The sequence below is a fragment of the Paenibacillus sp. FSL R10-2771 genome (genome assembly GCF_038000205.1).
In the GTDB taxonomy this organism is placed as follows: domain Bacteria; phylum Bacillota; class Bacilli; order Paenibacillales; family Paenibacillaceae; genus Paenibacillus_AQ; species Paenibacillus_AQ phytohabitans.
Genome location: NZ_JBBOBM010000001.1, coordinates 2737736 through 2762031 on the forward strand (window position 1 = coordinate 2737736; position 24296 = coordinate 2762031).

General features: G+C 51.7%; 21 protein-coding genes. 20 read left to right on the forward strand and 1 reads right to left on the reverse strand.

Features of this window, described 5'->3' with window-relative positions:
• Positions 1–132: 132 nt before the first annotated feature.
• Positions 133–888 (reverse strand): DeoR/GlpR family DNA-binding transcription regulator, encoded by a 756-nt coding sequence (locus NSU14_RS11875; RefSeq protein WP_042137981.1) that lies wholly within the window; start codon positions 886–888, stop codon positions 133–135.
• Between the two features lie 368 nt (positions 889–1256).
• Here NSU14_RS11875 and NSU14_RS11880 point away from each other — a divergent pair, with 368 nt between their 5' ends.
• The 20 genes from NSU14_RS11880 (at position 1257) to NSU14_RS11975 (ending at position 24233) form a co-directional block, all read left to right on the forward strand.
• On the forward strand, positions 1257–2408 hold the full coding sequence (locus NSU14_RS11880) for an iron-containing alcohol dehydrogenase (RefSeq protein WP_039294619.1): 1152 nt from the start codon (positions 1257–1259) through the stop codon (positions 2406–2408).
• A gap of 29 nt (positions 2409–2437) precedes the next feature.
• The gene (gene rhaB / locus NSU14_RS11885) at positions 2438–3913 is read left to right on the forward strand and encodes a rhamnulokinase (protein ID WP_336101755.1); all 1476 of its coding nucleotides are present in this window, start codon (positions 2438–2440) and stop codon (positions 3911–3913) included.
• A 20-nt stretch (positions 3914–3933) separates the two neighbouring features.
• Positions 3934–5190 carry an L-rhamnose isomerase gene (gene rhaA / locus NSU14_RS11890; RefSeq protein ID WP_336101756.1) on the forward strand — a complete coding sequence of 419 codons (1257 nt, stop codon included), beginning with the start codon at positions 3934–3936 and terminating at the stop codon, positions 5188–5190.
• Between the two features lie 73 nt (positions 5191–5263).
• Positions 5264–6109 (forward strand): rhamnulose-1-phosphate aldolase, encoded by an 846-nt coding sequence (gene rhaD / locus NSU14_RS11895; protein WP_340944928.1) that lies wholly within the window; start codon positions 5264–5266, stop codon positions 6107–6109.
• A 172-nt stretch (positions 6110–6281) separates the two neighbouring features.
• Entirely contained in the window at positions 6282–7376 is a 1095-nt protein-coding gene (locus NSU14_RS11900) for an NADH:flavin oxidoreductase (protein WP_076242881.1), read from the forward strand.
• Between the two features lie 236 nt (positions 7377–7612).
• The gene (locus NSU14_RS11905) at positions 7613–8611 is read left to right on the forward strand and encodes a BclA C-terminal domain-containing protein (protein WP_340944930.1); all 999 of its coding nucleotides are present in this window, start codon (positions 7613–7615) and stop codon (positions 8609–8611) included.
• 172 nt (positions 8612–8783) lie between these two features.
• The gene (locus NSU14_RS11910) at positions 8784–9167 is read left to right on the forward strand and encodes a hypothetical protein (RefSeq protein WP_336101758.1); all 384 of its coding nucleotides are present in this window, start codon (positions 8784–8786) and stop codon (positions 9165–9167) included.
• A 235-nt stretch (positions 9168–9402) separates the two neighbouring features.
• Positions 9403–10986 carry a tRNA (N6-isopentenyl adenosine(37)-C2)-methylthiotransferase MiaB gene (gene miaB / locus NSU14_RS11915; RefSeq protein ID WP_042137967.1) on the forward strand — a complete coding sequence of 528 codons (1584 nt, stop codon included), beginning with the start codon at positions 9403–9405 and terminating at the stop codon, positions 10984–10986.
• Positions 10987–11010: 24 nt separating this feature from the next.
• Positions 11011–11463, forward strand: coding sequence for a RicAFT regulatory complex protein RicA family protein (locus NSU14_RS11920; protein WP_039304693.1), 453 nt, complete (start codon positions 11011–11013; stop codon positions 11461–11463).
• 136 nt (positions 11464–11599) lie between these two features.
• Positions 11600–12370 carry an NUDIX domain-containing protein gene (locus NSU14_RS11925; RefSeq protein WP_039304691.1) on the forward strand — a complete coding sequence of 257 codons (771 nt, stop codon included), beginning with the start codon at positions 11600–11602 and terminating at the stop codon, positions 12368–12370.
• A gap of 48 nt (positions 12371–12418) precedes the next feature.
• Positions 12419–12961 (forward strand): cysteine hydrolase family protein, encoded by a 543-nt coding sequence (locus NSU14_RS11930; RefSeq protein WP_340944934.1) that lies wholly within the window; start codon positions 12419–12421, stop codon positions 12959–12961.
• Between the two features lie 122 nt (positions 12962–13083).
• Positions 13084–14535 carry a nicotinate phosphoribosyltransferase gene (locus tag NSU14_RS11935; protein WP_340944936.1) on the forward strand — a complete coding sequence of 484 codons (1452 nt, stop codon included), beginning with the start codon at positions 13084–13086 and terminating at the stop codon, positions 14533–14535.
• 399 nt (positions 14536–14934) lie between these two features.
• Positions 14935–16164 (forward strand): glycosyl hydrolase family 8, encoded by a 1230-nt coding sequence (locus tag NSU14_RS11940; RefSeq protein ID WP_042137963.1) that lies wholly within the window; start codon positions 14935–14937, stop codon positions 16162–16164.
• Positions 16165–16583: 419 nt separating this feature from the next.
• The gene (locus tag NSU14_RS11945) at positions 16584–17594 is read left to right on the forward strand and encodes a 2-oxoacid:acceptor oxidoreductase family protein (RefSeq protein ID WP_042137960.1); all 1011 of its coding nucleotides are present in this window, start codon (positions 16584–16586) and stop codon (positions 17592–17594) included.
• Positions 17595–17620: 26 nt separating this feature from the next.
• Complete coding sequence (locus tag NSU14_RS11950) at positions 17621–19927, forward strand: thiamine pyrophosphate-dependent enzyme (RefSeq protein WP_042137959.1); 2307 nt, start codon at positions 17621–17623, stop codon at positions 19925–19927.
• Between the two features lie 153 nt (positions 19928–20080).
• Entirely contained in the window at positions 20081–21106 is a 1026-nt protein-coding gene (locus NSU14_RS11955) for an ROK family transcriptional regulator (RefSeq protein WP_076242972.1), read from the forward strand.
• Between the two features lie 11 nt (positions 21107–21117).
• The gene (locus NSU14_RS11960) at positions 21118–22326 is read left to right on the forward strand and encodes an MFS transporter (protein ID WP_340944940.1); all 1209 of its coding nucleotides are present in this window, start codon (positions 21118–21120) and stop codon (positions 22324–22326) included.
• Positions 22326–22925, forward strand: coding sequence for a DUF1349 domain-containing protein (locus NSU14_RS11965; RefSeq protein WP_340944942.1), 600 nt, complete (start codon positions 22326–22328; stop codon positions 22923–22925). The genes NSU14_RS11960 and NSU14_RS11965 overlap by 1 nt, the downstream gene beginning before the upstream one ends.
• Before the next feature lie 127 nt (positions 22926–23052).
• Positions 23053–23574 carry a hypothetical protein gene (locus NSU14_RS11970; RefSeq protein ID WP_042137954.1) on the forward strand — a complete coding sequence of 174 codons (522 nt, stop codon included), beginning with the start codon at positions 23053–23055 and terminating at the stop codon, positions 23572–23574.
• A 353-nt stretch (positions 23575–23927) separates the two neighbouring features.
• Positions 23928–24233 carry a NifB/NifX family molybdenum-iron cluster-binding protein gene (locus NSU14_RS11975; protein WP_340944944.1) on the forward strand — a complete coding sequence of 102 codons (306 nt, stop codon included), beginning with the start codon at positions 23928–23930 and terminating at the stop codon, positions 24231–24233.
• The last annotated feature ends 63 nt before the right edge of the window (positions 24234–24296 follow it).

Here is a 24296-nt window from a genome sequence, read left to right on the forward strand (position 1 = left end):
TAGACTGCAATGTAACGGAGAGTATGCAAAAAGGCAAAGCTTCTGATCCCGAATCCGGGAAGAGAGGGTTTGCCTTTTGCTTTTATACACTTATATAGGGGACTGGTCTGTTGATTCCTGCGCCAGGTCTACTTAATATAACACTTCCACATTCTTCCCAGACAGCAGCTTAAGCCATGTATCCGAAGGTTTGCGGTCGGTAATCAGCACATCGATCCGGCTCAGCTCGACCAGCTTGGCGAAGGCGGTTTTGTCAAACTTGGTATGGTCGGCCAGCAGCACTACCTTTTCCGCCTGGCGCAGCATATATTTCTTCAGCTCGCATTCCGGTTCATTGGAATCGGTAACTCCGTGCTCCATATCAATGCCTTTACAGCTGATCACTGCGATATCCACATTATAGCGCTGGGTGGTGTCGTGGGCTACAGGGCCGACCAGCGACAGGGAGCGGTGGCGCAGCGAACCCCCGGTGGAAATAATGTTCAGGCTGGAATTCGCGAATTCATGCAGAATGTTGATCGAATTCGTGATGATTGTCAGATTGCTTTTATTGCCCAGCAGCTTAAGGAATTCAAACGAGGTGGAACTGGGGTCCACCATAAGCGTATCCCCGTCGTTAATCAGATTGAGTGCTTTGATCGCAATATTGCGTTTGATATCCGTATTGAGCGCCCCCCGGGTCAGGAACGGCAGATCTTCATTGGTATGTCTGTTCAGCATGGCTCCGCCGTAGGTGCGGCTGACAATTCCGTCCTTCTCCAGCTTCTCCAGATCTCTGCGTATCGTTTCCTCTGTGACCTCGAACATCCGGCTCAAATCAGACACAAGCACACGTTTATCCTGATGGACAAGATCTATTATTTTTTTGCGTCTTTCGGCAGCAAGCATAGGTATCACCTTTCCGGTAGCTTCTTATATTTAAATATAGACCGTTATTTCTGTGTTGTACAATGAATTTAAGAAAAACAACATTTATTCTAATATAATCTTTGTAAAACAGACATTAAACAAATGAAAACAACATAATTAATATTTTATTTGTTGACAACAAAGATTATCGGCGATACGATGAGGGTGCTAATAATCCCTTTGAAAGCGTATGCCGGTTCCCAACGGAAGCGCCGGAGCCGGTCTGCTGCTTAACCTCAGTGACCAGCCTGAGGCGCCACAGCCAGAATGTACATCCTACTATCAGTGGAGATACTTAGCTTTCTGTAATCGTTCTATACTAATTTGCCTGGGAGGCTGGTCAAGCAATGAGTACTCATGTCTATTATGTTCCGTCTATCAACATTATGGGTAAGGGCTGTCTGAAGGAAATCGCTCCCTATATTCAAGAACTGAACCTGAAGAAAGCGCTCGTGGTTACGGATAAGTTCCTGACGAAGAGCGGAATCGCCGGCAAGCTGCTGGCTGTGCTGGATGAAGCGGGAATTAACTATGTGGTATATGATGAAGTGAAACCGAACCCGACCTGCAAAAACGTCCATGACGGCGTTGATTTCCTGAATGATCATGAATGCGACTATCTGATCTCTATCGGCGGCGGTTCGCCTCAGGATACAGCGAAGGCAATCGGGATTGTAGCGACCAACGGCGGGTACATTGCCGACTATGAAGGCGTTCACAAGTCCAAGAACAAATCCTTGCCGATCGTAGCCGTGAACACTACTGCAGGAACCTCAAGTGAAGTTACAATTAACTATGTCATTACGGATGAAGAACGCAAGATCAAGATGGTAATGGTCGACAAGAACAGTATCGCCACCATTTCGGTGAATGATCCTGAACTGATGGTCGACAAGCCTGCTGCACTTACAGCGGCTACAGGTATGGATGCATTGACGCATGCGATCGAAGCTCTGGTCACTCCGGGTGCTTACCCTGTAACTGATGCTACTGCACTGGCGGCTGTTGAACTGATATTTGGCAACCTGGCCCGGACCGTAACAGACGGACATGATATCGAAGCACGTGAGCAGATGGTGTATGCGATCTTCCTGGGAGGCCTGGCCTTCAACAATGCCGGACTTGGTTATGTGCATGCCATGGCGCATCAGCTCGGCGGCGTGTATGATCTGCCGCATGGCGTCTGTAATGCGATGCTGCTGCCATATGTGGAAGAAGAGAATGCCAAATATGTGCCTGAGAAATTCAGAGCGATTGCCAAAGCGATCGGACTGCAGGTACAAGGCAAAAGCGACAAGGAATGCGCGGATTTCGTCATCGAATCGATCAAAGCCCTGTCCAAGGAAGTTGGCATTCCGGCCAAACTGTCTGAACTTGGTGTAGATGAAGTAGATTTGGATCTGCTGGCTGAGAATGCGATGAAGGATGCCTGCGCACCGGGCAACCCGTTCATTCCTACCAAAGAAGAGGTTATTGCCTTGTTCCGCAAAATTCTGTAATTTACCTTCTATAGATAAGGAGATTCCCTATGAACAATCATATCGCCGTCGATATCGGCGCCTCCAGCGGGCGGCTTGTACTCGGAACCCTCGTGGACGGGAGTCTCAAACTGGAGGAGCTTCACCGATTCAGCAATGGATTCACCGAGCAGGAGGGCTCCTGCTTCTGGGACATTGAGTATTTGTTTAATGAAATTATCAGCGGTCTTCATCAAGCGAAAACCGCGGGAATTACTGAATGTACACTCGGGATTGATACCTGGGCCGTGGATTATGTACTGCTGGATGCGGAAGGCAAGCGGATCAGGGAAGTATACGCCTACCGTGACCGCCGCACTGATGGGGTTATGGAGGAAGTCGGCAAGCTGCTCTCCCCTGAGAAGGTTTACGCCAAGACAGGGATTCAGCAGCTGAGCTTCAATACACTGTATCAGCTGTATGCGCATGACCGGGTAGAGCTGGAAGCGGCCGATCAGATTCTGATGGTGCCGGATTATCTCTACTATAGACTCAGCGGCCGCAAAATCAACGAGGTGACCAATGCCTCCACGATGCAGCTGCTGAACCTTGCCACCCGTGACTTTGATCCGGAGCTGCTGTCCTTCCTGCATCTCCGCAGAGAGCAGTTCGCACCGCTTACGGAGCCGGGAGAAGATCTCGGCTTCATTACGGCAGAGCTGGTGCAGCAGCATGATCTGCCGCAGTGCCGCCTAATCTGTGCCGCCACGCATGATACGGCTTCGGCCGTGCTCGGCGTGCCTGCGCAGCAAGGCAGATCCTCAGCTTACATCAGCAGCGGCACCTGGTCACTGCTCGGGGTGGAGCTGGATCACCCGATTAATGACAGCAAAGCTCTGGCAGCCAATTATACGAACGAGTGGGGAGCATACGGCACCTACCGTTTCCTGAAGAACATTATGGGCCTTTGGCTGATCCAGGAAGTACGGAGACTGGATGGGGGAAGATACAGCTTCGCTGAGCTGGCGTCAATGGCCGCGGGCAGCGAAGGCTTCCGCAGCCTGATTCCATGCAACCACCCGCGTTTCCTGAATCCGGACCATATGATAGAAGAAATTCGCCAGGCCTGCGCGGAGAGCGGCCAGCCTGTTCCAGAGACGCCGGGTGAATTAGCCCGTTGTATCTTTGACAGTCTGGCCCTATCCTACCGCAGCTATCTGGCCGAGCTTGAAGGCCTTACAGGCCAAGAGATCGAAGTTCTGCAGATCGTCGGCGGCGGCGCCAATAATGAACTGCTGTGTCAGTTGACCGCCGATATTATCGGCAGAGAAGTACTGGCAGGCCCGACAGAATCAACGGCACTGGGCAACCTGGCCGTGCAGATGATTCAGTCAGGCCGTATGGCCGACATCCATGAAGCCCGGGACGTCATCGGCACTTCCTTTGCAATCAAGTCGTATCTGCCGCGGCCGGTTCCCCGGCTGAATCAGCTGCTGGCCCGCTGGGATGAGCTCCATTCTGCGGCAAGTACGAATGAGAATATATAAAACTTTTAGGAGGCAACGACATGGATCAGAGCATCACAAACAGCTATAACGAAGCCAAAAAATTATATGCAGCCCATGGAATTAACGTAGATGAGGTGCTGGAGAAGCTTGCGAAGATCAAAATTTCAGTGCATTGCTGGCAAGGCGATGATGTTCAAGGATTCCTGTTCAAAGACAAAGAGCTCAGCGGCGGGATTGCTGTAACCGGCAGCTATCCCGGACGTGCCGGCACACCGGATGAGCTGCGCAAGGATTTGGAGAAAGCCCTGTCGCTGATTCCGGGTAAACATAAAGTCAATCTGCATGCAATCTATGCTGATACGGACGAACAGGTCGATCTCGATGAGCTGGAACCGCGCCACTTCGCAAGCTGGGTAGAGTGGGCGAAAGAGCAGGGACTGGGATTGGATTTCAATCCAACCTGTTTCTCGCATCCTAAGGCTGCTGAGGGCTTCACCCTGAGTCATGCCAATGACGAAATCCGCAATTTCTGGATCAAACACTGCAAGGCTTCCCGCCGGATTGCCGAGTATTTCGGCCGCGAGCTGGGACAGCCCTGTGTAACGAATTTCTGGGTACCGGACGGCTACAAGGATACTCCGGTTGACCGCCTGGCACCGCGTGTGCGTCTTAAGGAATCTCTGGATGATATTTTCAGTGAGGAAATTGATCCGCAGTACAATATTGATGCACTTGAGAGCAAGCTGTTCGGGATTGGCTCTGAGAGCTATGTTGTCGGATCACATGAATTCTACATGGGTTATGGCCTGACCCGCGGCAAAGCGATCTGCCTCGATGCCGGACATTTCCATCCGACTGAAGTGATCTCCAATAAGCTTAGCTCGATCCTGATGTTCAGCGAACAGCTGCTGCTGCATGTCAGCAGACCGGTACGCTGGGACAGCGATCATGTCGTCACGATGGACGATGAGCTGCTGGAAATCGCCCGTGAACTGGTTCGCGGAGATTTGCTGCCGCGCACGAACATCGGCCTTGATTTCTTCGACGGCAGCATCAATCATCTCGCAGCTTGGGTAATCGGTACGCGCAACACCATTAAGGCTTTGCTGCGCGCAATGCTGGAGCCGGTTGAGGAGCTTCGCGCCATTGAACTGGCAGGTGACTATACTTCACGCCTCGCGCTGGTAGAAGAATTCAAGTCCTATCCGTTCGGCGCAGTCTGGGATTACTACTGCGCATCACAGGGCACTCCGGTCCGTGAGCAATGGCTGGCTGAAGTGAAGAGCTACGAGCAGGAAGTACTGGCTGCAAGATAGATTAGAACCTTTTTAACAACCGAAATGACAAGTATCCACGCACTTATACGTGCATATAGAGGAGAGATAACATATGAGTACTTCAGTAGTAGAATCCAAAGGTTATATCGCCGGCGTTGAAGCACCGTTTATCCGGGAAATGTCCGAAATCACCCACCACATGTGGTCCCTGGGCTGGGATGAGCTGAACGGAGGCAACGTCAGTTATCTGCTGGATGAAGAAGAAGTAGCCAAGTATATTAACATCCGCGAGCCGCTGCGTACAATCGCCCTTACCTTCCCTGTAACTGAGCTGTCCGGCAAATACTTCATCGTAACCGGCTCCGGCAAATACTTCCGTAATGTCATTAAGGACCCGGAAGCCAACCTAGGTGTGCTGCGTGTCAGTGACAGCGGTGAGAGTGTAGAGGTTCTGTGGGGTCTGCGGAATGGTGCAGTACCGACCAGTGAGCTTGCTTCCCACTTCATGAGCCATATTGAACGGCTGAAGGTAGATCCTTCGCACCGCATCGTGCTGCATACCCATGCAACGAATGTGATTGCCATGACCTTTACCCATGATCTGGATGAACTGAAGTTCACCAAGACGCTGTGGGAAATGTGCACAGAATGTCTGGTTGTCTTCCCGGATGGCGTCAGTGTCATTCCTTGGATGGTTCCGGGCAGCAGTGATATCGGCCGGGCTACTGCGGATAAAATGAAAGACTATCGTGTGGTGATTTGGCCGCAGCACGGTATCTTTGTTACGGGCGCTACCATGGATGCTACCTTCGGTCTGGTAGAAACCATTGAAAAAGCGGCAATTGTCTACAACCTGATCGGCGGACGTGAAATCAAACAGAAAATCACGGATCAGCAGCTGGCCGATCTGGCCGCAGCATTCCGTGTAACTCCGAAAGCCGGCGTTCTGGAGCTGTAGGTTAATTAGGATCATGAAGTCTTGAGAATGCTACGAAAGCCGGACAATGCAGCATGGCTGCTAGTTTCCGGCTTTTTGGCATATTTCCGGTGCTAGTTCATTTGCATTTGCCGCTGAGAACAGTCATACTATACTTACTTAAAGTAATCAAAGTATGAAATGGAGGCCGATCATGAATACCGATAAATTGTTTGAACCCTTTGAAGGAGGGGGCCTGTCCCTGACCAACCGTGTAGTAATGGCACCGATGACACGGGTGCAATCTCCGGGAGGCGTGGCTAGTCCGGAGGTAGCGGCTTATTACCGCCGCCGGGCGGAAGGCGGCGTCGGTCTGATCATTACCGAAGGAACAGCTATCGATCATCCGGCGGCGGTCAGCCACCCGGATATTCCGAATATCCACGGCGAAGCCTCTCTGGAGGGATGGGCGCAGGTAGTCAAGGAAGTGCATGCTGCCGGAGGCAAGATTATTCCGCAGCTGTGGCATGTCGGCATGGCCCGGAGCATCGGTGAATTGCCTAATGCTTCAGCGCTTCCTATCGGTCCTTCAGGGCTTAATCTGGCCGGAGAGCAAGTTACTGAGCCGATGACCAAGAATGAAATCCAGGGGATTGTCAGCGCCTTTGCCAAGGCGGCCAAAGATGCCAAGGCCATTGGCTTCGACGGCATTGAATTACACGGGGCCCACGGTTATCTGATCGACCAGTTCTTCTGGGAGAAGACTAACCGCCGTAACGACGAATATGGCGGTGATCTTGAGGCACGGACCACCTTTGCGGTTGAAGTGATCGATGCCTGCCGCCGTGCGGTAGGACCGGACTTCCCGATTGTGCTCCGCTTCTCGCAGTGGAAGGGCGGCCATTATGACGCCAGACTTGTGGAGACGCCTGAAGATCTGGCCCGCTTCCTGACACCGCTCAGCAATGCGGGTGTGGATATCTTCCACTGCTCCACCCGGCGTTTCTGGCAGCCGGAGTTCGAAGGGTCTGATCTTAATCTGGCAGGCTGGACGAAGAAGATAACCGGCAAACCGACGATCACGGTAGGCTCTGTGGGACTCGACAGTGCTTTTCCTAGCCCGGTAACCGAGAAGAATCAGGAAGATAATATTGACCTTCTGCTGGAGCGGCTGGACAAGGCAGAGTTCGATCTTGTTGCGGTAGGCAGAGCTCTGATCAGCGATCCGGCGTGGGCTGCTAAAGTGCAGGCTGGCAGAATTGGTGAGATCATTCATTTCACCTCCGACGCAACCAAGACATTATACTAAGAATACTAATTAATATAGTTTGAGCCAGAACACCCGATGTATTGGAAATTGCGGCGAACCTCGTGTTTATCCGCTAATGTCCATCTACATCGGGTGTTTTTTGCGCAGATTAGCCCCATTAAGCTGTACTCCTGTCCAATTTCCTGAAATAATGCCATTGTCCGAGCACCCTTACCTTTCTCTCGAATATTGCTATAAGGAGGACCTTTGTAAATTCAGAAGAAGGAGAGTGAGATATGGCGATTCTATCGACGGGACCTATCGAGAACAATGTGGTAAACAGCACAGGTGCCCGCCCGACTCAATCGGTAACGGTCAAAATAGACGGCCGCAATACAACCGAAGAATTCGATGTTCTTATCTTGGGCTACAGCCTGATTGGATTCCGTACCTTGTATGTGCAAGAAGAATTAAGTGTCGGACCGTTTCAGGTGATCACCAGGGATTACTTTGCGGATCTGGACGCATTCGAGTTTGTGTTCAGCACAACAGGAAGCGCAGAACCCGAAGCCCAGGTGTCCGTATGGGGCAAAAATGCCGCAGGACAGCTGGTGACCGCACACCGGCTGGTATCCCAGGAGTTACTGGGTGAAACCGGGGGAGGGATCACTGGCGCAACCGGAGCCACGGGGTTGACGGGTGCTACGGGATTACCGGGAGCTACAGGAGCTACGGGAGCTACAGGGTTTACGGGTGTTACAGGAGCTACAGGAGCTACAGGATTGCCAGGGACTATCGGTGCTACGGGGTTGACGGGTGCTACAGGGTTGACAGGGGGTACAGGCGCGACGGGATTACCGGGTGCTACTGGAGCCACAGGCAGTGTTTCATCGTCCTATGCCTATATTTTCAACACAGGTGCCCAGAGTGTCGCGACCGAAGCGGATGTTACTTTTGACAGCAATGAGAGTCTTGTCGGCTTCAGCCATACCCCTAATACAGCCGCTATTAACGTGGAGAATTCCGGAGACTATGCGGTAATCTTCATTGTCAATGCAGTTGAAGCGAATCAGTTCACTTTGTATCTGAATGGTGCTCCAGTAGGAGGCAGCGTCTACGGTTCAGGAGCGGGAACCCAGCCTAATCCGGGTATGGTGATTATCTCTGCAGTCACTGGCGATGTAATCACGTTAAGGAACCATTCCAGTGCCGCAGCAGTCACATTGCAGACCTTAGCTGGAGGAACACAGATCAACTCCAATGCATCGATTCTGATCTATAGGCTTGGAGGCTGAGCCCGGTTATGGAAAGCAGTGTTTAATGAATAAGTCCGGAACCATAAGCTTGGGCCGGGCTTATTGCTGTGGATAGAATGGAAGGATGCAGTGATATTCTTCGATGAAATATTAAGAATATTTAGTATTATTAAGGAAGTGAGTGGAATTGATACATAAGGAGACTAATACAATGCAAGTTGAGCAGAGAGATCTGGAACTGATCCAGGAAGCCATTAAGGTAATAGACCGCAACTTTGATGAAGTGAATGAACGTCACACGGTAGGTGCAGCAGTACGCTGCGCTAATGGCAAAGTATATACAGGAGTGAATCTCTATTCCATTCATGGCTCCTGTGCAGAGTTTATTGCCATCGGTGCTGCAATTACGGCAGGGGAACGGGAATTCGAGACCATCGTTGCAACCAGAACGCAAAGCGAGGGAGGGATTCTGCTTCCTCCATGCGGCAATTGCCGGGAGATGCTGGTACGTTATGCGCCGGATATTCAGGTTCTGGTGCAAACAGGAAATGGAGTGGAGAAGTACAGTATCCAAGAGCTTATGCCGCATCATTAAACGTAAGATTCAGGAAAAGCTCTGCCTTGTCGCGGGCTTTTTTTTGTCATTCAGGAAATTTTTTCGCATAGCACATTTTCCTCATCCTGCCGGCCCAAATCCAGAATTGTTGTATAAAAGGCTGAATCGTATCTATGGATTAGATGGTTAGATTATCCTTATCTGTGATATAATTTTGAATTGATTGCGGGTGTATCTGAATTCATGAATTACTTATAAAGGAAGTGTAAATCTGATGACGAAGGAGAACCGGAACTCAGCGGACTTCAACTCCACCAAGGGCAAGGATTACTCCAAGTATTTTGATTTTACCGATGCTAAAGTGATAAGTGAGCAAGAGGGCAAGACCACCTATCGCATAAAAGGAAGAAACGTTCAGATAAACAGCCAGCCCGATTACAGGGAAGGCAAGCGCCGCGGCAAGGAAGAGATCGAGGTGCTCTACCATTTCGAGATTCCGCCGGAGATGGAGGATTTCGGCCAAGGCAAAACCTATCATATCACCACCTACGGCTGCCAAATGAATGAGCATGATACCGAAACGATGAAGGGTATGCTGGAGCAACTGGGTTACCGGCCGGCTGATGACCGCAGAGATGCTGATCTTATTCTATTAAATACATGTGCAATCCGCGAGAATGCGGAAGATAAGGTGTTCGGAGAGCTGGGCCATCTCAAATCGCTCAAGCTGGAGAAGCCGGGGCTGCTGCTCGGGATCTGCGGCTGCATGTCCCAGGAAGAAGGCGTTGTTAACCGGATCATGAACCGGTATGGTTTCGTGGATATGATTTTTGGTACGCATAATATCCACCGGTTGCCGGAGCTGATTAAGGAAGCGGTGTTCAGCAGGGAGCTTGTGATCGAGGTCTGGTCCAAGGAAGGCGACATTATTGAGAATCTGCCGAAGAAAAGAGAGGGTTTGCGCGCCTGGGTGAATATTATGTACGGCTGTGACAAGTTCTGTACATACTGCATTGTGCCGTTTACACGGGGCAAGGAGCGCAGCCGGCGTCCTGAAGATGTCATTGCCGAAGTCCGCGAGCTGGCCCGCCAGGGGTTCAAGGAAGTTACGCTGCTGGGGCAGAATGTAAACGCCTACGGGAAGGATTTTACCGACATTGACTATACATTCGGGGACCTGATGGACGACATGCGGGGGATCGATATTCCGCGTATCCGCTTCATGACGTCGCATCCCCGTGATTTTGACGATAAATTGATTCATGTGCTCGGCAAAGGCGGTAATCTAGTGGAGCATATTCACCTGCCGGTGCAGTCGGGAAGCACAGCAGTACTGAAGCGGATGAGCCGCAAATATACCCGTGAAGCTTATCTGGAGCTGGTCCGCAAGATCAAAGCAGGTGTGCCGGATGCGGTGCTGACTACAGATATTATCGTCGGATTCCCCGGTGAAACTGAAGCTCAGTTCGAGGAGACACTGTCGCTGGTGCGCGAAGTAGGGTATGATATGGCATATACCTTCATTTATTCTCCGCGTGAAGGTACTCCGGCTGCTGCAATGGAAGATAACGTTCCGGCAGAGGTCAAGAGCGCACGCCTGCAGCGTCTGAACGATCTGATCAAAGAGCAGAGCCGGCTGGGGAACGAGCGGATGCTCGGCAAGTTGGTCGAGGTGCTGGTGGAAGGCGAGAGCAAGAACAACGTCAATGTACTCGCCGGACGTACCCGTGACAGCAAGCTGGTGCATTTCGAAGGCCCGCCGTCACTGATCGGCACGATGGTGCAGGTGAGAATTACCAGTACGAAGACATGGTACATCAAAGGGGACTATCTGGCGGAAGCCGCAGCAGTCGTCTAATTATAGAGAAATGGGGCGAGAAGAATGAGCCAGGAAGAAGCGCGTTTGAATGAATACGGCATGCAGACCCACAACACCCGTGATTTAATCGTAAGAGAGGATATTATGGGCAAAGCGAAGGAGCTGGCTACACTCATCTCCACCAGTGAAGAGGTCCGGCATTTCCAGCAGGCCGAGCAGAAGATTCTGAATCACGATCGTGTGCAGGGTTTGATAGCTACCATTAAGAAGAAGCAGAAGGAGATTGTGGCCTTTGAGAGCTTCAAGAATCAGGCAATGGTCGCCAAGATTGAACAGGAAATCGAAGTGCTGCAGGATGAAATCGACAGTATTCCGGTCGTGAATGAGTTCCAGCAGAGCCAGAGCGACATTAACTACCTGCTGCAGCTGGTCATCTCCGTCATCAGGGATACCGTCTCGGACAAAATCAATGTGGAAGCAGGCACAGAAGCGCCTCCATCCACTTGCGGTGACTAATTGAATACCCCCGGGGCGGATGAGAATCCGTCCCTTTTTCATATATAGCGCGAACTGCGGTTGATTTTAAGAGGACAGGTTTGGTACATTAAAAGATACGAACAGCAAATATAGCTGCGGCAAAGGATGATCTAAAGTGAGCGAGAACGTGGAACAAACCTATAACGCCAAAAAATACCGCACTCCGGACGGCGTTCCGGCGGATATTGTCATGTTTACGCTGACCAAACGCGAACGGAAGACGGTCACGAAGACACTCCCGCTGCGGGAGCTGAAAGTTATGCTGATCCGGCGCAAGAAATGGCCCTATGCAGGCATGTGGGCCTTGCCGGGCGGCTTTTGCCAGGAAGATGAATCGATCTATGATGCGGCTACGCGCGAGCTGAAGGAAGAGACCGGCGTAGACGGCGGCCATTTGGAATATCTCGGTGTCTACAGCAAGCCGGGGCGCGATCCGCGCGGCTGGATCATCAGCCATGCGTTTTTTGCACTGGTCGAGGAGTGGATGCTGGAGCAGCGGCAGGCCTCTGATGATGCAGGTGAGGTTGGCCTGTTCACCCTGCAGGAAGCGCTGGAGGAGCTGGAGCTGGCTTTTGACCACCATGATATTATTACCGATGCTTATCTGCGGATTCAGCAGCAAATGCTGCAGACCACGATTGCACGGCAGTTTCTGCCGCGCCATTTCACACTGAGTGAGCTGTATCAGGTGATCCAGACGGTCGTGCCTGAATTCAAGGAACCGAATTTTATCCGTAAAATTACGTCAACACGCAGCCGGCAGGGTATATTAAAGGAAGTAAGTGATGAAGCGGGCAATCCGCTCAGCTCCAATCAATACTCCCAGCGTCCGGCACAGCTCTATATGTTCACGGACCATGAACCTTTATTATCGATTTATACCTAAGCTGCAGGAAAGCTTAAGCTCACAACACTTTTAGGAGGCGGTCTGCTTATGAGAGCACTCATCGTAATTGATTTCACCAATGATTTCATTGACGGAAGTCTGCCGGTTGGGCAGCCCGGTATCGACATTGCACCAAGGGTTAGCCAGCTCACGGAACAGTTCGTGCAGAGCGGGGATTATGTTGTGATGGCTGTAGATTTGCATGAAGCAGATGATCCATATCATCCGGAGAGTAAGTTATTCCCGCCGCATAATCTGCGGGGCAGTCAGGGGCGTGAGCTCTACGGCAGCCTGAAGGCCGTATACGAAGCGAACCGCGAAGCCATCTATTGGATGGACAAAACCCGTTACAGCGCTTTTAGCGGCACGGATCTGGCGCTGAAGCTGCGTGAACGCGGCATTACCGAGCTGCACCTGATCGGAGTATGTACGGATATCTGTGTGCTGCATACGGCAGTAGATGCGTACAATCTGGGATTCAGCGTTATTGTTCACGAGGATGCGGTAGCCAGCTTCAACCCGGACGGCCACACTTGGGCGCTGGGACATTTCCGGGGCAGCCTCGGAGCGAAGGTGGTCGCTTCCACATAGATAAAAATATTGAACGAAGATAATATCAAAAGCTGTAAGGAACGAAGGGAAAATTTGGATTATATAACACAACAGCAACTGCAGATCCCGCTACAGCAGTGCAACTATTAGGAGATGAGGACTTGAGGAGAGAACTTGCTCTACATACAGACAAATATCAGATTAATATGATGTACGCCCATTGGGTTAACGGCACACACAAACGCCGGGCTGTGTTTGAAGCTTATTTCCGCAAGCTGCCGTTCGGCAACGGGTTCGCGGTATTTGCAGGCCTGGAGAGGATCGTCCAGTATATCGCTGAACTGCGGTTTACAGAGGATGATATCCGCTACTTGTCGGAGCAGGAGGAGAATTATGCCCCGGCGTTTCTGGAGGAACTGCTGCAGTTCCATTTCCAGGGCAGCATTCATTCGATGAAGGAAGGCGCGCTTGTCTTCCCGGATGAGCCGCTGATCCGCGTGGAAGGCACGATTATGGAGGCTCAGCTGGTGGAGACAGCCATCCTGAACTTCATGAACTACCAGACGCTGATTGCGACCAAGGCCTCCCGGATCAAGCAGGTGGCTCCGAATGATACGCTGCTTGAATTCGGGACGCGGCGTGCGCAGGAAGCAGATGCGGCCGTATGGGGAGCCCGGGCAGCGTATGTGGGTGGCTTCCATGCGACCTCCAACATGCTGGCCGGCAAAATGTTCGGCATTCCTACGAAGGGCACCCATGCCCATTCCTGGGTGCAGAGCTTCCCGAGCGAACAGGAAGCCTTCGACGCTTACGCCAGAGTCATGCCGGACGGCGTTACCCTGCTAGTCGATACCTTCGATACCCTGCGCAGCGGTGTGCCGAATGCAATAAATACTGCCAAGAAGCTGGAGGCGCAGGGCAAACGGATGAACGGCATCCGGCTCGACAGCGGTGACTTGGCCTATCTGTCCCGCAAAGCCCGGCAAATGCTTGATGAAGCCGGCTTGCAGTATGTGAAGATCGTTGCCTCCAATGACCTGGATGAGAACACGATCATGAACTTGAAGTCGCAAGGCGCGGCTATTGATACTTGGGGGGTTGGAACCCAGCTGATTACAGCTTCCGATCAGCCTTCTCTGGGCGGAGTCTACAAGCTGGTCGAGATTGAATCTCCAAGCGGAGAGATGATTCCAACAATCAAGATTTCCTCCAATCCCGAGAAGGTATCGACTCCCGGCAAAAAGGCCGTTTACCGCATTATCGGGCAGAACGGCAAAGCTTTGGCGGATTACATCAGCTTCTCCGGGGAAGAGGCGCCGCGTAACGGTGTCCGGCTCAAGCTGTTCAATCCGCTGCATCCGTATATGAGAAAACATGTGGAGCACTACGAGGCGCTGCCGATGCTGGAGCCGATTGTGGTGAACGGCTTCCAGGTCTATCAGCTGCCGGATCTGAACGAGATCCGCCGCTACCATCAGGAGCAGCTTGATTTGTTCTGGCCGGAGTACCTGCGTAAGCTGAACCCTGAAGTATTCCGCGTGAATCTCAGCGAGCAGCTGTGGAACCGCAAGCAGCAGCTGATTGCGGAGCATATGATGCCGGATGTGGAATAGCCTGATCGCAACAGAGGCATAGACTTATTAATACTTAGCCCTCCCAGTTGGTGGATAATCCACGACCGGGAGGGCTTTTTGCCGGGGCGAGGGCAGAAGGGCGGAAGACAGGCAGGCTCATACCCCTGCCCCCTGCGTATATCCTCATAGACATGTAATACGCAGGACCATATGCTCATTGACACGAAGTCTCTGGAATAATATATTAAATATGTTCTTAAATACAATTTTTACAGGAATGATATTTTTTGGAGCTAAAGTTAAAGCGCTTTAACTTTAGCTCGACAGACAGATGGGCGGATACTCTATGTGAGGGGGTGAACTTTTCCTAAGGCAGTTCGTTTGTGATTGCAATGGATTCGAAGCCATATCCACCAAATCATGAGGAGTGAATGCGTTATGAATAAGCAAGGGAAACGCAAGCTGCACTGGAAAAGTCTGATGCTTCTTTGTCTGGCGCTCTTTATCCTGCCTGCCGGGTCCGCTTTCGCCGCAGTGAACAAACCGTTCCCGCAGCATACGACTTATACGGCCGGAACCATCAAACCGAATAATGTCACGCAGACGGTTATGGATAATGCGGTTAAGACCAAATGGGATGCCTGGAAAGGCGCTTATCTCAAACCGGCCGGGACAGGCAAATATTATGTCAAATATAATTCAGACGGGGAGACCGTCTCCGAAGCGCATGGCTACGGCATGCTGTTCACTGTCCTGATGGCCGGTTACGACACCAATGCGCAGACGTACTATAACGGACTCTACAATTATTACACAGCACATCCAAGCTCCATCAATCCTTATCTGATGTCCTGGAAACAGAACAGCAGCTTCCAGAATATCGAAGGCGAGGATTCCGCAACTGACGGTGATATGGATATTGCGTACTCGCTGCTGCTGGCTCACAGACAATGGGGAAGCACGGGAACAGTTAACTATTTGCAGGCAGCAACCAGCATCATTAATGCAATCATGGATAATGAGATCAATCAGACCCAGTGGACCATCCGACTGGGGGACTGGGCGAACAGCGGTTCATACAATACAGCAACCCGTCCTTCCGATTTCATGCTCAGCCATTTGAAGGCCTTCCAGTCCGCTACCGGGGATGCCCGCTGGCAGAATGTAACGGATAAGACTTATACGATTATTAACAGCCTCTATACCGGTTATAGCTCTACCACTGGTCTGCTGCCGGATTTCGTAGTCTACTCCAGTAGCACCTATAAACCGGCCGCAGCGAATTTCCTGGAGGACGCCAACGACGGCCATTATAACTACAATTCATGCCGTACACCGTGGCGGATTACCACCGATTATTTGCTCACAGGTGATAACCGCGCCTTGTCACAGCTGAATCAGTTAAACAGCTGGATCAAGACCAAGGTAAGCAGTACTCCGGGCAACATCAAGGACGGCTACAAGCTGAACGGAACCACCTTTGGCAGCTACAACAGCGGTGCGTTCTATGCACCGTTTGGCGTAAGCGCAATGACCTCATCAGGGAACCAGAGCTGGCTGAATTCACTCTGGAGCCATACGTCAGGCAGTGCGGCAGAGGATTATTATGAAGACAGCATCAAGCTGTTCTCCATGATCGTGATGTCCGGCAACTGGTGGACTTACTAAGCGTTTTTATTCTTGATATGATCCAAAGACGAAATCCGGGTGATCACTGATCACGGGTTTCGTCTTTTTTCATAATGGGCGACTGTGACATTTATCATGAAATCTGTGACAAATTTAACATCTTAATTTTTAATTTTATTGCTAAATTAAGGGTGACATTGGTTCCACATCATCCTTGGGAAAACGCGGAATTACACACAATTTTCACAATTTGTCGTTTTTATGGCAGATTACCTTCTATTGAAGTAACGCCGCGCTGTCGCGTATAAAGAAATCCATTGAAATCCATAAAGAATTGTGATTCCCAAAGCGTGGATAATGCAAGATATGTCACTTCGCGGCTTGCAATTTCAAGTTACAATCGTTGAAAAAGTCAAAAGGATGTTATTCTTCTTGACACTAAGAAAGGGGTTATGTCGGTGGTACAATTGCCAAAAGTAAATGAGCTCGGCTTCTTTGAGATTCGTCTCGAATCTATTGGGGGCCTGGGAGCGAACCTTGCCGGTAAAATGCTCGCGGAAGCGGGTGTAGTCGGCGCAGGACTCAATGGCGTCAGTTTTTCATCGTATGGTTCGGAGAAGAAGGGGTCGGCGGTTAAAGCTCATATCCGTTTCTGCGATATGGACACTCATATCCGTGATACCTCCCCGGTAGAGCGTCCGCATGTTGTAGGTGTTTTTCACGAAGCGCTTGCCAAGACCGTTAACGTAACCAGCGGAATTCATGAACACAGTACCGTTCTTGTGAACTCGGCCAAGACGCCGGAAGAACTCAAAGAACTGCTGAAGATGAAGGCCGGTACGATTGCAGTAATCGATGCCACCAGCATCGCACTGAAAGAGAAGAACCGCGTGAATATGGCGATGCTAGGCGCGCTGTTCCGGCTCTGTCCGTTCCTGGATACCGATATTATGAAGGGCGTTATTGAGAAATCGCTCGGCAAGAAATATCCGCAGGCGGTCCAGTCGGCCATTACGACCTTTGACCGTGGTTATAATGAAGTGAAATTCATGCATTTCGAGCTCGCTGCCGGTGACAGCATGCCGGTGTATGTCCGCTCCGATATTTCCGCTCTCGGCTACGAGACTCAGCCGATAGGCGGCACCATCACGAACCCGGGCGGCAGTTTCCTGAAGAACCTCAGCATCTCCCGTTCCGGTATGCTTCCGGTCTATGAGAATGAGTCCTGTATCAATTGCGCACAGTGTGACACGGTATGTCCGGATCAATGCTTCGTCTGGGAAGAGCGGCTGGACCGCAAGGGCCGTTCGCAGATGTTCCTGCTCGGCATTGACTATCAATACTGCAAAGGCTGCCTGAAATGCATCGGCGCCTGCCCGACCTCGGCGCTCTCCAGCACCCGGGAGAAGGAAGGCTATGCGGACAGCCATACCGTGAAGCATACGTTTGATCTGGTTACTCAAGTCTAAATTTCGGAAGAAAGGTGGAATGAATTGTGGCTATTGATTATGAAAAAGAAGTAGGCTCCGCCAAAGTGGAGCAGAAATTCCTATATGAATCCGGCAATGAAATGGCTGCTTATGCCGCCCATCAGATTAACTACCATGTCATGGGTTATTTCCCGATCTCCCCGTCGACGGAGGTTGCCCAGTTCCTCGATACCATGAAAGCCAGCGGACAGCATGATATTATGCTGGTGCCTTCCGATGGTGAGCACAGCTCCGCCGGGATCTGTTACGGCGCTTCCACAGCAGGCGGCCGCGTGTTCAATGCTACCAGTGCGCAAGGGTATATGTTCATGCTGGAGCAGCTGCCTGTACAAGCAGGTACGCGGATGCCTATGGTCATGAACCTGATCTGCCGTTCGATCTCGGGTCCGCTGAATATTCACGGTGACCATTCCGATTTGTATTTCGCCCTGAACACCGGCTGGCCGATCCTGATGTGCCGTGATCCGCAGTCCGTCTACGACATGAACCTGATGGCATTGAAGCTTGCGGAGCATGCCAAGGTCCGGCTTCCGGTAATGGTTGCTTCTGACGGTTATTTCACTTCCCACCAGAAGCGCCGTGTGCAGGCTTTTGCCCACCGCGAGGATGTTCACAAGTTCGTAGGCGAGCAGCCGCCAGTTGGCTTCACCGATACGCTGGACCGCAATAACCCTGTTACTGTAGGTCCTTATATGAATGAACCGGATTATATCAACAACCGTTATCAGCAGTCGGTAGCCATGTACAATGCCGGTGAAGTGTTTGAAGAGATCGCAGCGGAATTCGCTGTACTGACAGGCCGGCATTATCCGATGATCGAGCAGTACCGGATGGAGGATGCCGATGTGGCCGTATTCCTGATGAACTCCGCTTCGGAGATTATCAAGGATGTGGTCGACCAGCTGCGTCTGCAAGGAATCAAAGCGGGTGCCATCTCCCCGAACATGATCCGCCCGTTCCCGCAGAAGCAGATTGCTGAAGCGCTGAAGAACGTCAAAGCCATCACTGTTGGTGACCGTGCGGATTCCGTCGGCGGCCACGGCGGCAACATGGTTAACGAAATCAAGGCTGCACTGTTCACATATGGCAACACGACCACTAAGGTAATCAGCCGCATCTACGGACTGGGCGGTAAAGACTTCTATGCTGAAGACGGCCATCATTTCTTCCAGCTCGCAATGGATGCAGTGGTAGCAGACCGCGTAGAAGTGCCGTTTGATTACTACGGCCACAATCCGGGAGCGCCGGAGAATGCGCCGAAGCGTCTGCTGAAGCCGATGAACTTTGATCTGTTGAAGACCGGCCTGATTACGGTGAATAAGAATGAAGAAACTGGTAAGCTGGCCGTGAAGATTCCGCCGATCCGCTCCCTGATGAAGAAGCCAAGACGCTTGTCTCCGGGACATGGCGCATGTCCGGGCTGTGGTATTTTCTCAGGCCTTGAGCTGTTCTTCAAAGGGATTGAAGGGGATATCGTAGCGCTGTATCACACCGGCTGTGCCATGGTTACAACTACCGGCTATCCTTATTCGTCACATAAATCAACGTTCATCCACAATCTCTTCCAGAACGGTGCAGCTACGCTGTCCGGCGTGGTCGAAATGTTCTGGGAACGCAAACGCCGCGGCGAGCTGGACGGCCTGGGGCTGCAGGATGACTTCACCTTCGTTATGGTGACAGGTGACGGTGGTATGGACATTGGTATGGGTCCGGCGATCGGCGCTGCACTGCGCGGCCACAAGATGATCATCGTGGAATACGATAACGAAGGCTATATGAATACAGGTGCACAGCAGTCTTATTCCACACCGCTTGGACACCGTACTTCAACTTCGAGCATCGGCAAAACCCAGCAGGGCAAGCTGACCCAGCATAAGGATACTGCGCAGATTATGGCTGCGACCAATATTCCTTATGTCTTCACCGGCTGTGAAGCTTATCCTCAGGATCTGCTGAAGAAGGCTGCGAAGGCTCAGTGGTATGCTCAGAATGAAGGTCTCGTCTACGGCAAGATCCTGATCGCCTGCCCGCTCAACTGGATGAGTGAAGACAAAGACGGAACAGATATCGTCTCCCTGGCTGTTGAGTCCTGCTTCTTCCCGCTCTATGAAGTAGAGCAGGGCATGACCAACATTACGTATAACCCGGAAGACAAGGAGAAACGGATCGAAGTCTCCGCCTGGCTGAAGACTATGGGCAAAACCCGCCATCTGCTGAAGCCGGAGAACGAGCCTGCGCTGCGCAGCTTCGAGAATGAGGTACAGCGCCGCTGGAGCCGTCTCAAAGCGAAACATGAGCATCCTGATTTGTAAGGCTTAACCTAAGCACCACTATAATTAGCAATCGTTCCTATCCGCCCGGCAGAGATTCTCTGCCGGGCTATTTCAACATTTCAATAATTTTTTTCAAAATAACCATTTATTAAAATACTTTATTAAAGTATTATTATAACGAGGTGAAAGCAGATGCAGAAGATTGGCGGCAATGCGTTAGTCATTCGCGAAGTGAATATGAACCTGGTGCGGCAGGTGCTGAAGGAACACGGGCAGGCAACCAAACGGCAGATTGCCGGAGTTAGCGGCCTTAGTGTCGTTACAGTGGGCACTGTGCTGCAGCTATTGGAAGCGCAGAATGAGGTGCTGGCTGGAGCACAGGTGTCCTCCAGCGGAGGGAGACCTGCACAGCAATACATATACAATGACGAGTATGCCCTGGCGCTGATTCTGTTCACGCATGAAGAGCAGGATGTAATCTACATTCACAGAACGGTTGTTACGCTGACCGGACGTACACTGTTTGAGGATAATACAGCGGTCTCAGGCGTCGATCTGGCGGCCTTTGAAGCGGTGATTGACAGCTCGCTGCAGATGTACCCCCTGATACAGGCTATCGGGCTGGGCCTGCCTGGTGCGGAAGTAGAAGGCCTAATGGTTGTATCCGATTACAAAGCCTTGCGCGGTGTTCCGGTGGCAGAGCATTTCCGGCAGCGGTACGGCAAACCTGTAGTGATCGAGAACGATGTCAACGCTGCCGTGATTGGCTATTGCAGAAGGATGAAGGAGGAGACAGCTTCAGTTGTCTATTTGTATTTTCCGGACCGCTTCGCTCCGGGAGCCGGCATATTTATAGGAGGCAAGCTGTATAAGGGGAAACGCGGCTTCGCCGGAGAGGTAGCCAACATTCCGCTCGGCATTGCCTGGGGAGATGGCGGACTGATTGCTTCTTTTGAGGCACTTACGGATGCAATTGCCAAGCTGGCGGCTGCTGTCAGCAGTGTGCTGAATCCGGATGTTGTTGTGCTGTACGGCAGCTTCCTGAAGGAAGAGCATCTTCTATCCGTGGAGAAGAAATGCAGCGCCTCGCTGCCTTATCCTGCAATTCCAAGGGTGAGAATGTCAGACGATTTCGCTGCTGACTATATTCAGGGCATGATTGTGCAGACGCTGGGCACTTTGGAACAAAGACTGTATTTAACGAAAATAGAAGGTTAGGCGGGGAAGAGATGGCAACGGTATTCTTGATCATTATTTATATGGCATTTATCAGCTTAGGTCTGCCGGACTCCATGCTGGGAGCGGCCTGGCCGATCATGAGGCTGGATTATGGGGCGCCGGTTGAGACAGCGGGACTGCTCTCCATGATTGTAGTTGCGGGGACGATTATTTCTAGTTTAGCCAGCAGTGCCGTGCTGAAACGGCTGGGTACGGGGATGGTTACTTTTATCAGCGTGGCTGTGACGGCTCTGGGCTTGCTCGGCTTCTCTTACTCTTCTTCCGTAGTTTGGCTGGCTGTGCTGGCCTTGCCGCTGGGGCTGGGTGCCGGTTCTATCGATACAGGGCTGAACAATTATGTGGCTACCCACTATAAGGCGCATCATATGAGCTGGCTGCACTGCTTCTGGGGCATCGGGGCAATGCTCGGACCGATCATTATGTCGCGTTATATCGCAGGCGGCGATTCCTGGAGAACGGGATACTTTACTGTCAGCATGATCCAGTTTGCGCTTGTGGTGCTGCTGTTCATCAGTCTGCCGCTATGGAAAAGGGCAGGCAAGAGCGGCAGTCCGCAGGCTGAGAACGTCAGGAATGAGCCAGAGACGGTAATGGCAGCGGAGGCTGCTTCCGGCAATGTGCTGCGGATCAAAGGCGTGAAGCTGGCGATGATTACCTTCCTGTTCTATTGTGGAGTGGAAGCCACGGTAGGACTCTGGGGCAGCAGCTATCTGGTTAATGTCAAGGGTGTCTCAGCAGCAACTGCTGCTGGCTGGGTGTCATTGTATTACGGCGGAATTACGGCCGGGCGGCTGCTTACCGGGTTTATTACCTTCCGGTTCAGCAACAAGGAGCTCATCCGCGGCGGTCTGGTTATATCCATGCTGGGTGCGCTGGTGCTGGCTTTACCGCTTCCGGCGGTCTTTTCACTGGTTGCATTTATCCTGATTGGATTGGGCTCGGCACCGATCTTTCCCTGTATGCTGCATGAGACACCAGCCCGGTTCGGACAAGCGAACTCCCAGAAGATTATGGGCTATCAGATGGCTCTGGCCTATACCGGTGGAGCTTTTCTGCCCCCGCTTCTGGGCTGGGTGGCAGCGCGCAGCAGCTTTATGATTCTTCCGCTGGTGATGATCGGGTATATTATTGTTATGATTCTAAGCTCTGAGCAGATCAACAGTATGATGAAAAAACGGAAAGAAGAGGTGAGCCTGTAATGAGAATAGTAGCGTGGCAGGATGGAGCATGGAGTAACGAACCGGTGTCCAGCAGAGTTGTAGCAGGAGCACTTGTGGCGGAAGCTGCAGAAGGCAGTGATTATTGGCAAAAAACGATGTACGGCTTCCAGCATGACAATGGGCACGCCTTGCTCGCACCCTGGGGGGATGCGGAAGCTATAGAGGTCAGCTTTTCGCTGGACGGGTTCACAGAGCTGTATGATCAGGCAGGCATTATGCTGTGGTATAGTGAGGAAGTCTGGATCAAAGCCGGTATTGAGCTGAATGATGGTATTCCGCATGTGGGCGCCGTTGTGACCGATGGCTACTCCGACTGGTCGCTGTCACCTGTTCCGGAATGGACGGGTGAGGTGATCACCCTCCGGGCTTCGCGGATGAAGGATGCCGTAATCCTCAGAGCCAGAACGGAGAATCATCCCTGGAGGACGATCCGGGTCGCCCGTTTTCCGAATGTGACCGGTAAGCAGGCAGGACCCTTCCTGTGTGCTCCAACCCGGCCGGGATTTCAGGTAACCTTCACACGGTGGGCTGCTTCAGCTCCTGATACCGATGTGCATACGGACCCGCCAGTACGTTAATCTCCCGGTGCACGGAATCATTCCAGCAATTTGCGGTAAGACAATCGGCTCTTTGCATACTTTTCACGTACTCAGCCATCCTATACCCAACAGGAAGAATCTGAGTGTTTGTGAAGGGGGAATAGTTATGAAGCGCCGATTAGCAGGTATGCTGGCTGCGGTATTGACTGCAGGCACACTGCTCGCAGGCTGCTCCGGGGAGCAGAACAAGAAGGAAGCGGGAAGCTATACGATGCAAGCGTATCAGGACGGGTCAATGCTGGCTTACTCGCAGGGAAAAGGGCTGGACGGCCGGTTCCGCAAGGCGATGCGGCGGGCTTTTGCCATTGAACAGCTTGCGCTGACCGATGAGAAGTTCACCGAAGACAACCGCGGAAATACAAGCTATCAGTACCTGATCAACAACCAGCCCGCGCAGAATATCACGCTGCATGTATTCACCAGCCGCCCTGAGCGGGTGAGCCGGATTACGGATTGGTACGGCGGTATAGAGCTGGCGGAGACGTCCGGGGCGAGAACAGAGGTCTATAACAAGGATAATACTTCTCTGGTGTATACCTCCATGGGCAAAGAGAAGGGGAAGTATTCGAAGAAGGTAAAGGACCTGTTTAGCGGACTTCTGGAGCACCTGGGTACACACGCCCATTAAAAGATCACACAATATTCACCATTCAGGGGATTAATTTTTAGGCAGCGGTTAGGTATTTTAATACAAAGTAATTCAATTGGTATTTGTTTAATTAGCCGAGCGGTTCACCGCATGCCGGTCTCAACATCCGTAAGCGGGTGGGGTGCCGGCCTTTTCTTTTATACACCTATGTGAACAAGTTCACAACAAAGCAATGACTGCATAACAGCCTTAAGCAGGAAGCATACACCAAGAGTATAGCGCAGCATCTGCTGAGATTGGGCCGACTGGACCACAATCCGGAGGTCAAACCATACACCTGGGAGGTGAGCGGTTTGGCCTCTTTGTGTATCGCAGAATAGGAGGAGATGGGAGTGACGTGGAAGATTGCTATCGGAAGTGTGGACGGCATCCACATCAATCAGCATTTTGGGCGATGTGACCGGTTCCTGATCTATAGGATGGAGCCGGAGGGAAGTTACAGCATTATAGAGGACCGGAGTTATGACCGGCAAGCGGAAGCAGCAGGCCATGACACGCATTCGATGCAGAATACCGCCGCCCTCCTTGCAGACTGCAGTTTGTCCTGGTCAGCCACATTGGACCGGGAGCGAGAGCGCTGCTCTACGAGCGGGGAATTCAGGCTATGGCGGTCGAGGCTCCGATTGAACAGGCGCTGAAGCGTCTGGAGCATTTTCTCCGCTCAGGCAGGGGTGCTATTCTGCAGTGAATGATTGCATATT

Excerpts from the sequence above, each read along its gene's own strand:
- NSU14_RS11875 (WP_042137981.1), bottom strand. The coding sequence starts at position 888 with ATGCTTGCTGCCGAAAGACGCAAAAAAATAATAGATCTTGTCCATCAG.
- NSU14_RS11880 (WP_039294619.1), top strand. The coding sequence starts at position 1,257 with ATGAGTACTCATGTCTATTATGTTCCGTCTATCAACATTATGGGTAAG.
- rhaB (WP_336101755.1), top strand. The coding sequence starts at position 2,438 with ATGAACAATCATATCGCCGTCGATATCGGCGCCTCCAGCGGGCGGCTT.
- rhaA (WP_336101756.1), top strand. The coding sequence starts at position 3,934 with ATGGATCAGAGCATCACAAACAGCTATAACGAAGCCAAAAAATTATAT.
- rhaD (WP_340944928.1), top strand. The coding sequence starts at position 5,264 with ATGAGTACTTCAGTAGTAGAATCCAAAGGTTATATCGCCGGCGTTGAA.
- NSU14_RS11900 (WP_076242881.1), top strand. The coding sequence starts at position 6,282 with ATGAATACCGATAAATTGTTTGAACCCTTTGAAGGAGGGGGCCTGTCC.
- NSU14_RS11905 (WP_340944930.1), top strand. The coding sequence starts at position 7,613 with ATGGCGATTCTATCGACGGGACCTATCGAGAACAATGTGGTAAACAGC.
- NSU14_RS11910 (WP_336101758.1), top strand. The coding sequence starts at position 8,784 with ATGCAAGTTGAGCAGAGAGATCTGGAACTGATCCAGGAAGCCATTAAG.
- miaB (WP_042137967.1), top strand. The coding sequence starts at position 9,403 with ATGACGAAGGAGAACCGGAACTCAGCGGACTTCAACTCCACCAAGGGC.
- NSU14_RS11920 (WP_039304693.1), top strand. The coding sequence starts at position 11,011 with ATGAGCCAGGAAGAAGCGCGTTTGAATGAATACGGCATGCAGACCCAC.
- NSU14_RS11930 (WP_340944934.1), top strand. The coding sequence starts at position 12,419 with ATGAGAGCACTCATCGTAATTGATTTCACCAATGATTTCATTGACGGA.
- NSU14_RS11940 (WP_042137963.1), top strand. The coding sequence starts at position 14,935 with ATGAATAAGCAAGGGAAACGCAAGCTGCACTGGAAAAGTCTGATGCTT.
- NSU14_RS11955 (WP_076242972.1), top strand. The coding sequence starts at position 20,081 with ATGCAGAAGATTGGCGGCAATGCGTTAGTCATTCGCGAAGTGAATATG.
- NSU14_RS11960 (WP_340944940.1), top strand. The coding sequence starts at position 21,118 with ATGGCAACGGTATTCTTGATCATTATTTATATGGCATTTATCAGCTTA.
- NSU14_RS11965 (WP_340944942.1), top strand. The coding sequence starts at position 22,326 with ATGAGAATAGTAGCGTGGCAGGATGGAGCATGGAGTAACGAACCGGTG.
- NSU14_RS11970 (WP_042137954.1), top strand. The coding sequence starts at position 23,053 with ATGAAGCGCCGATTAGCAGGTATGCTGGCTGCGGTATTGACTGCAGGC.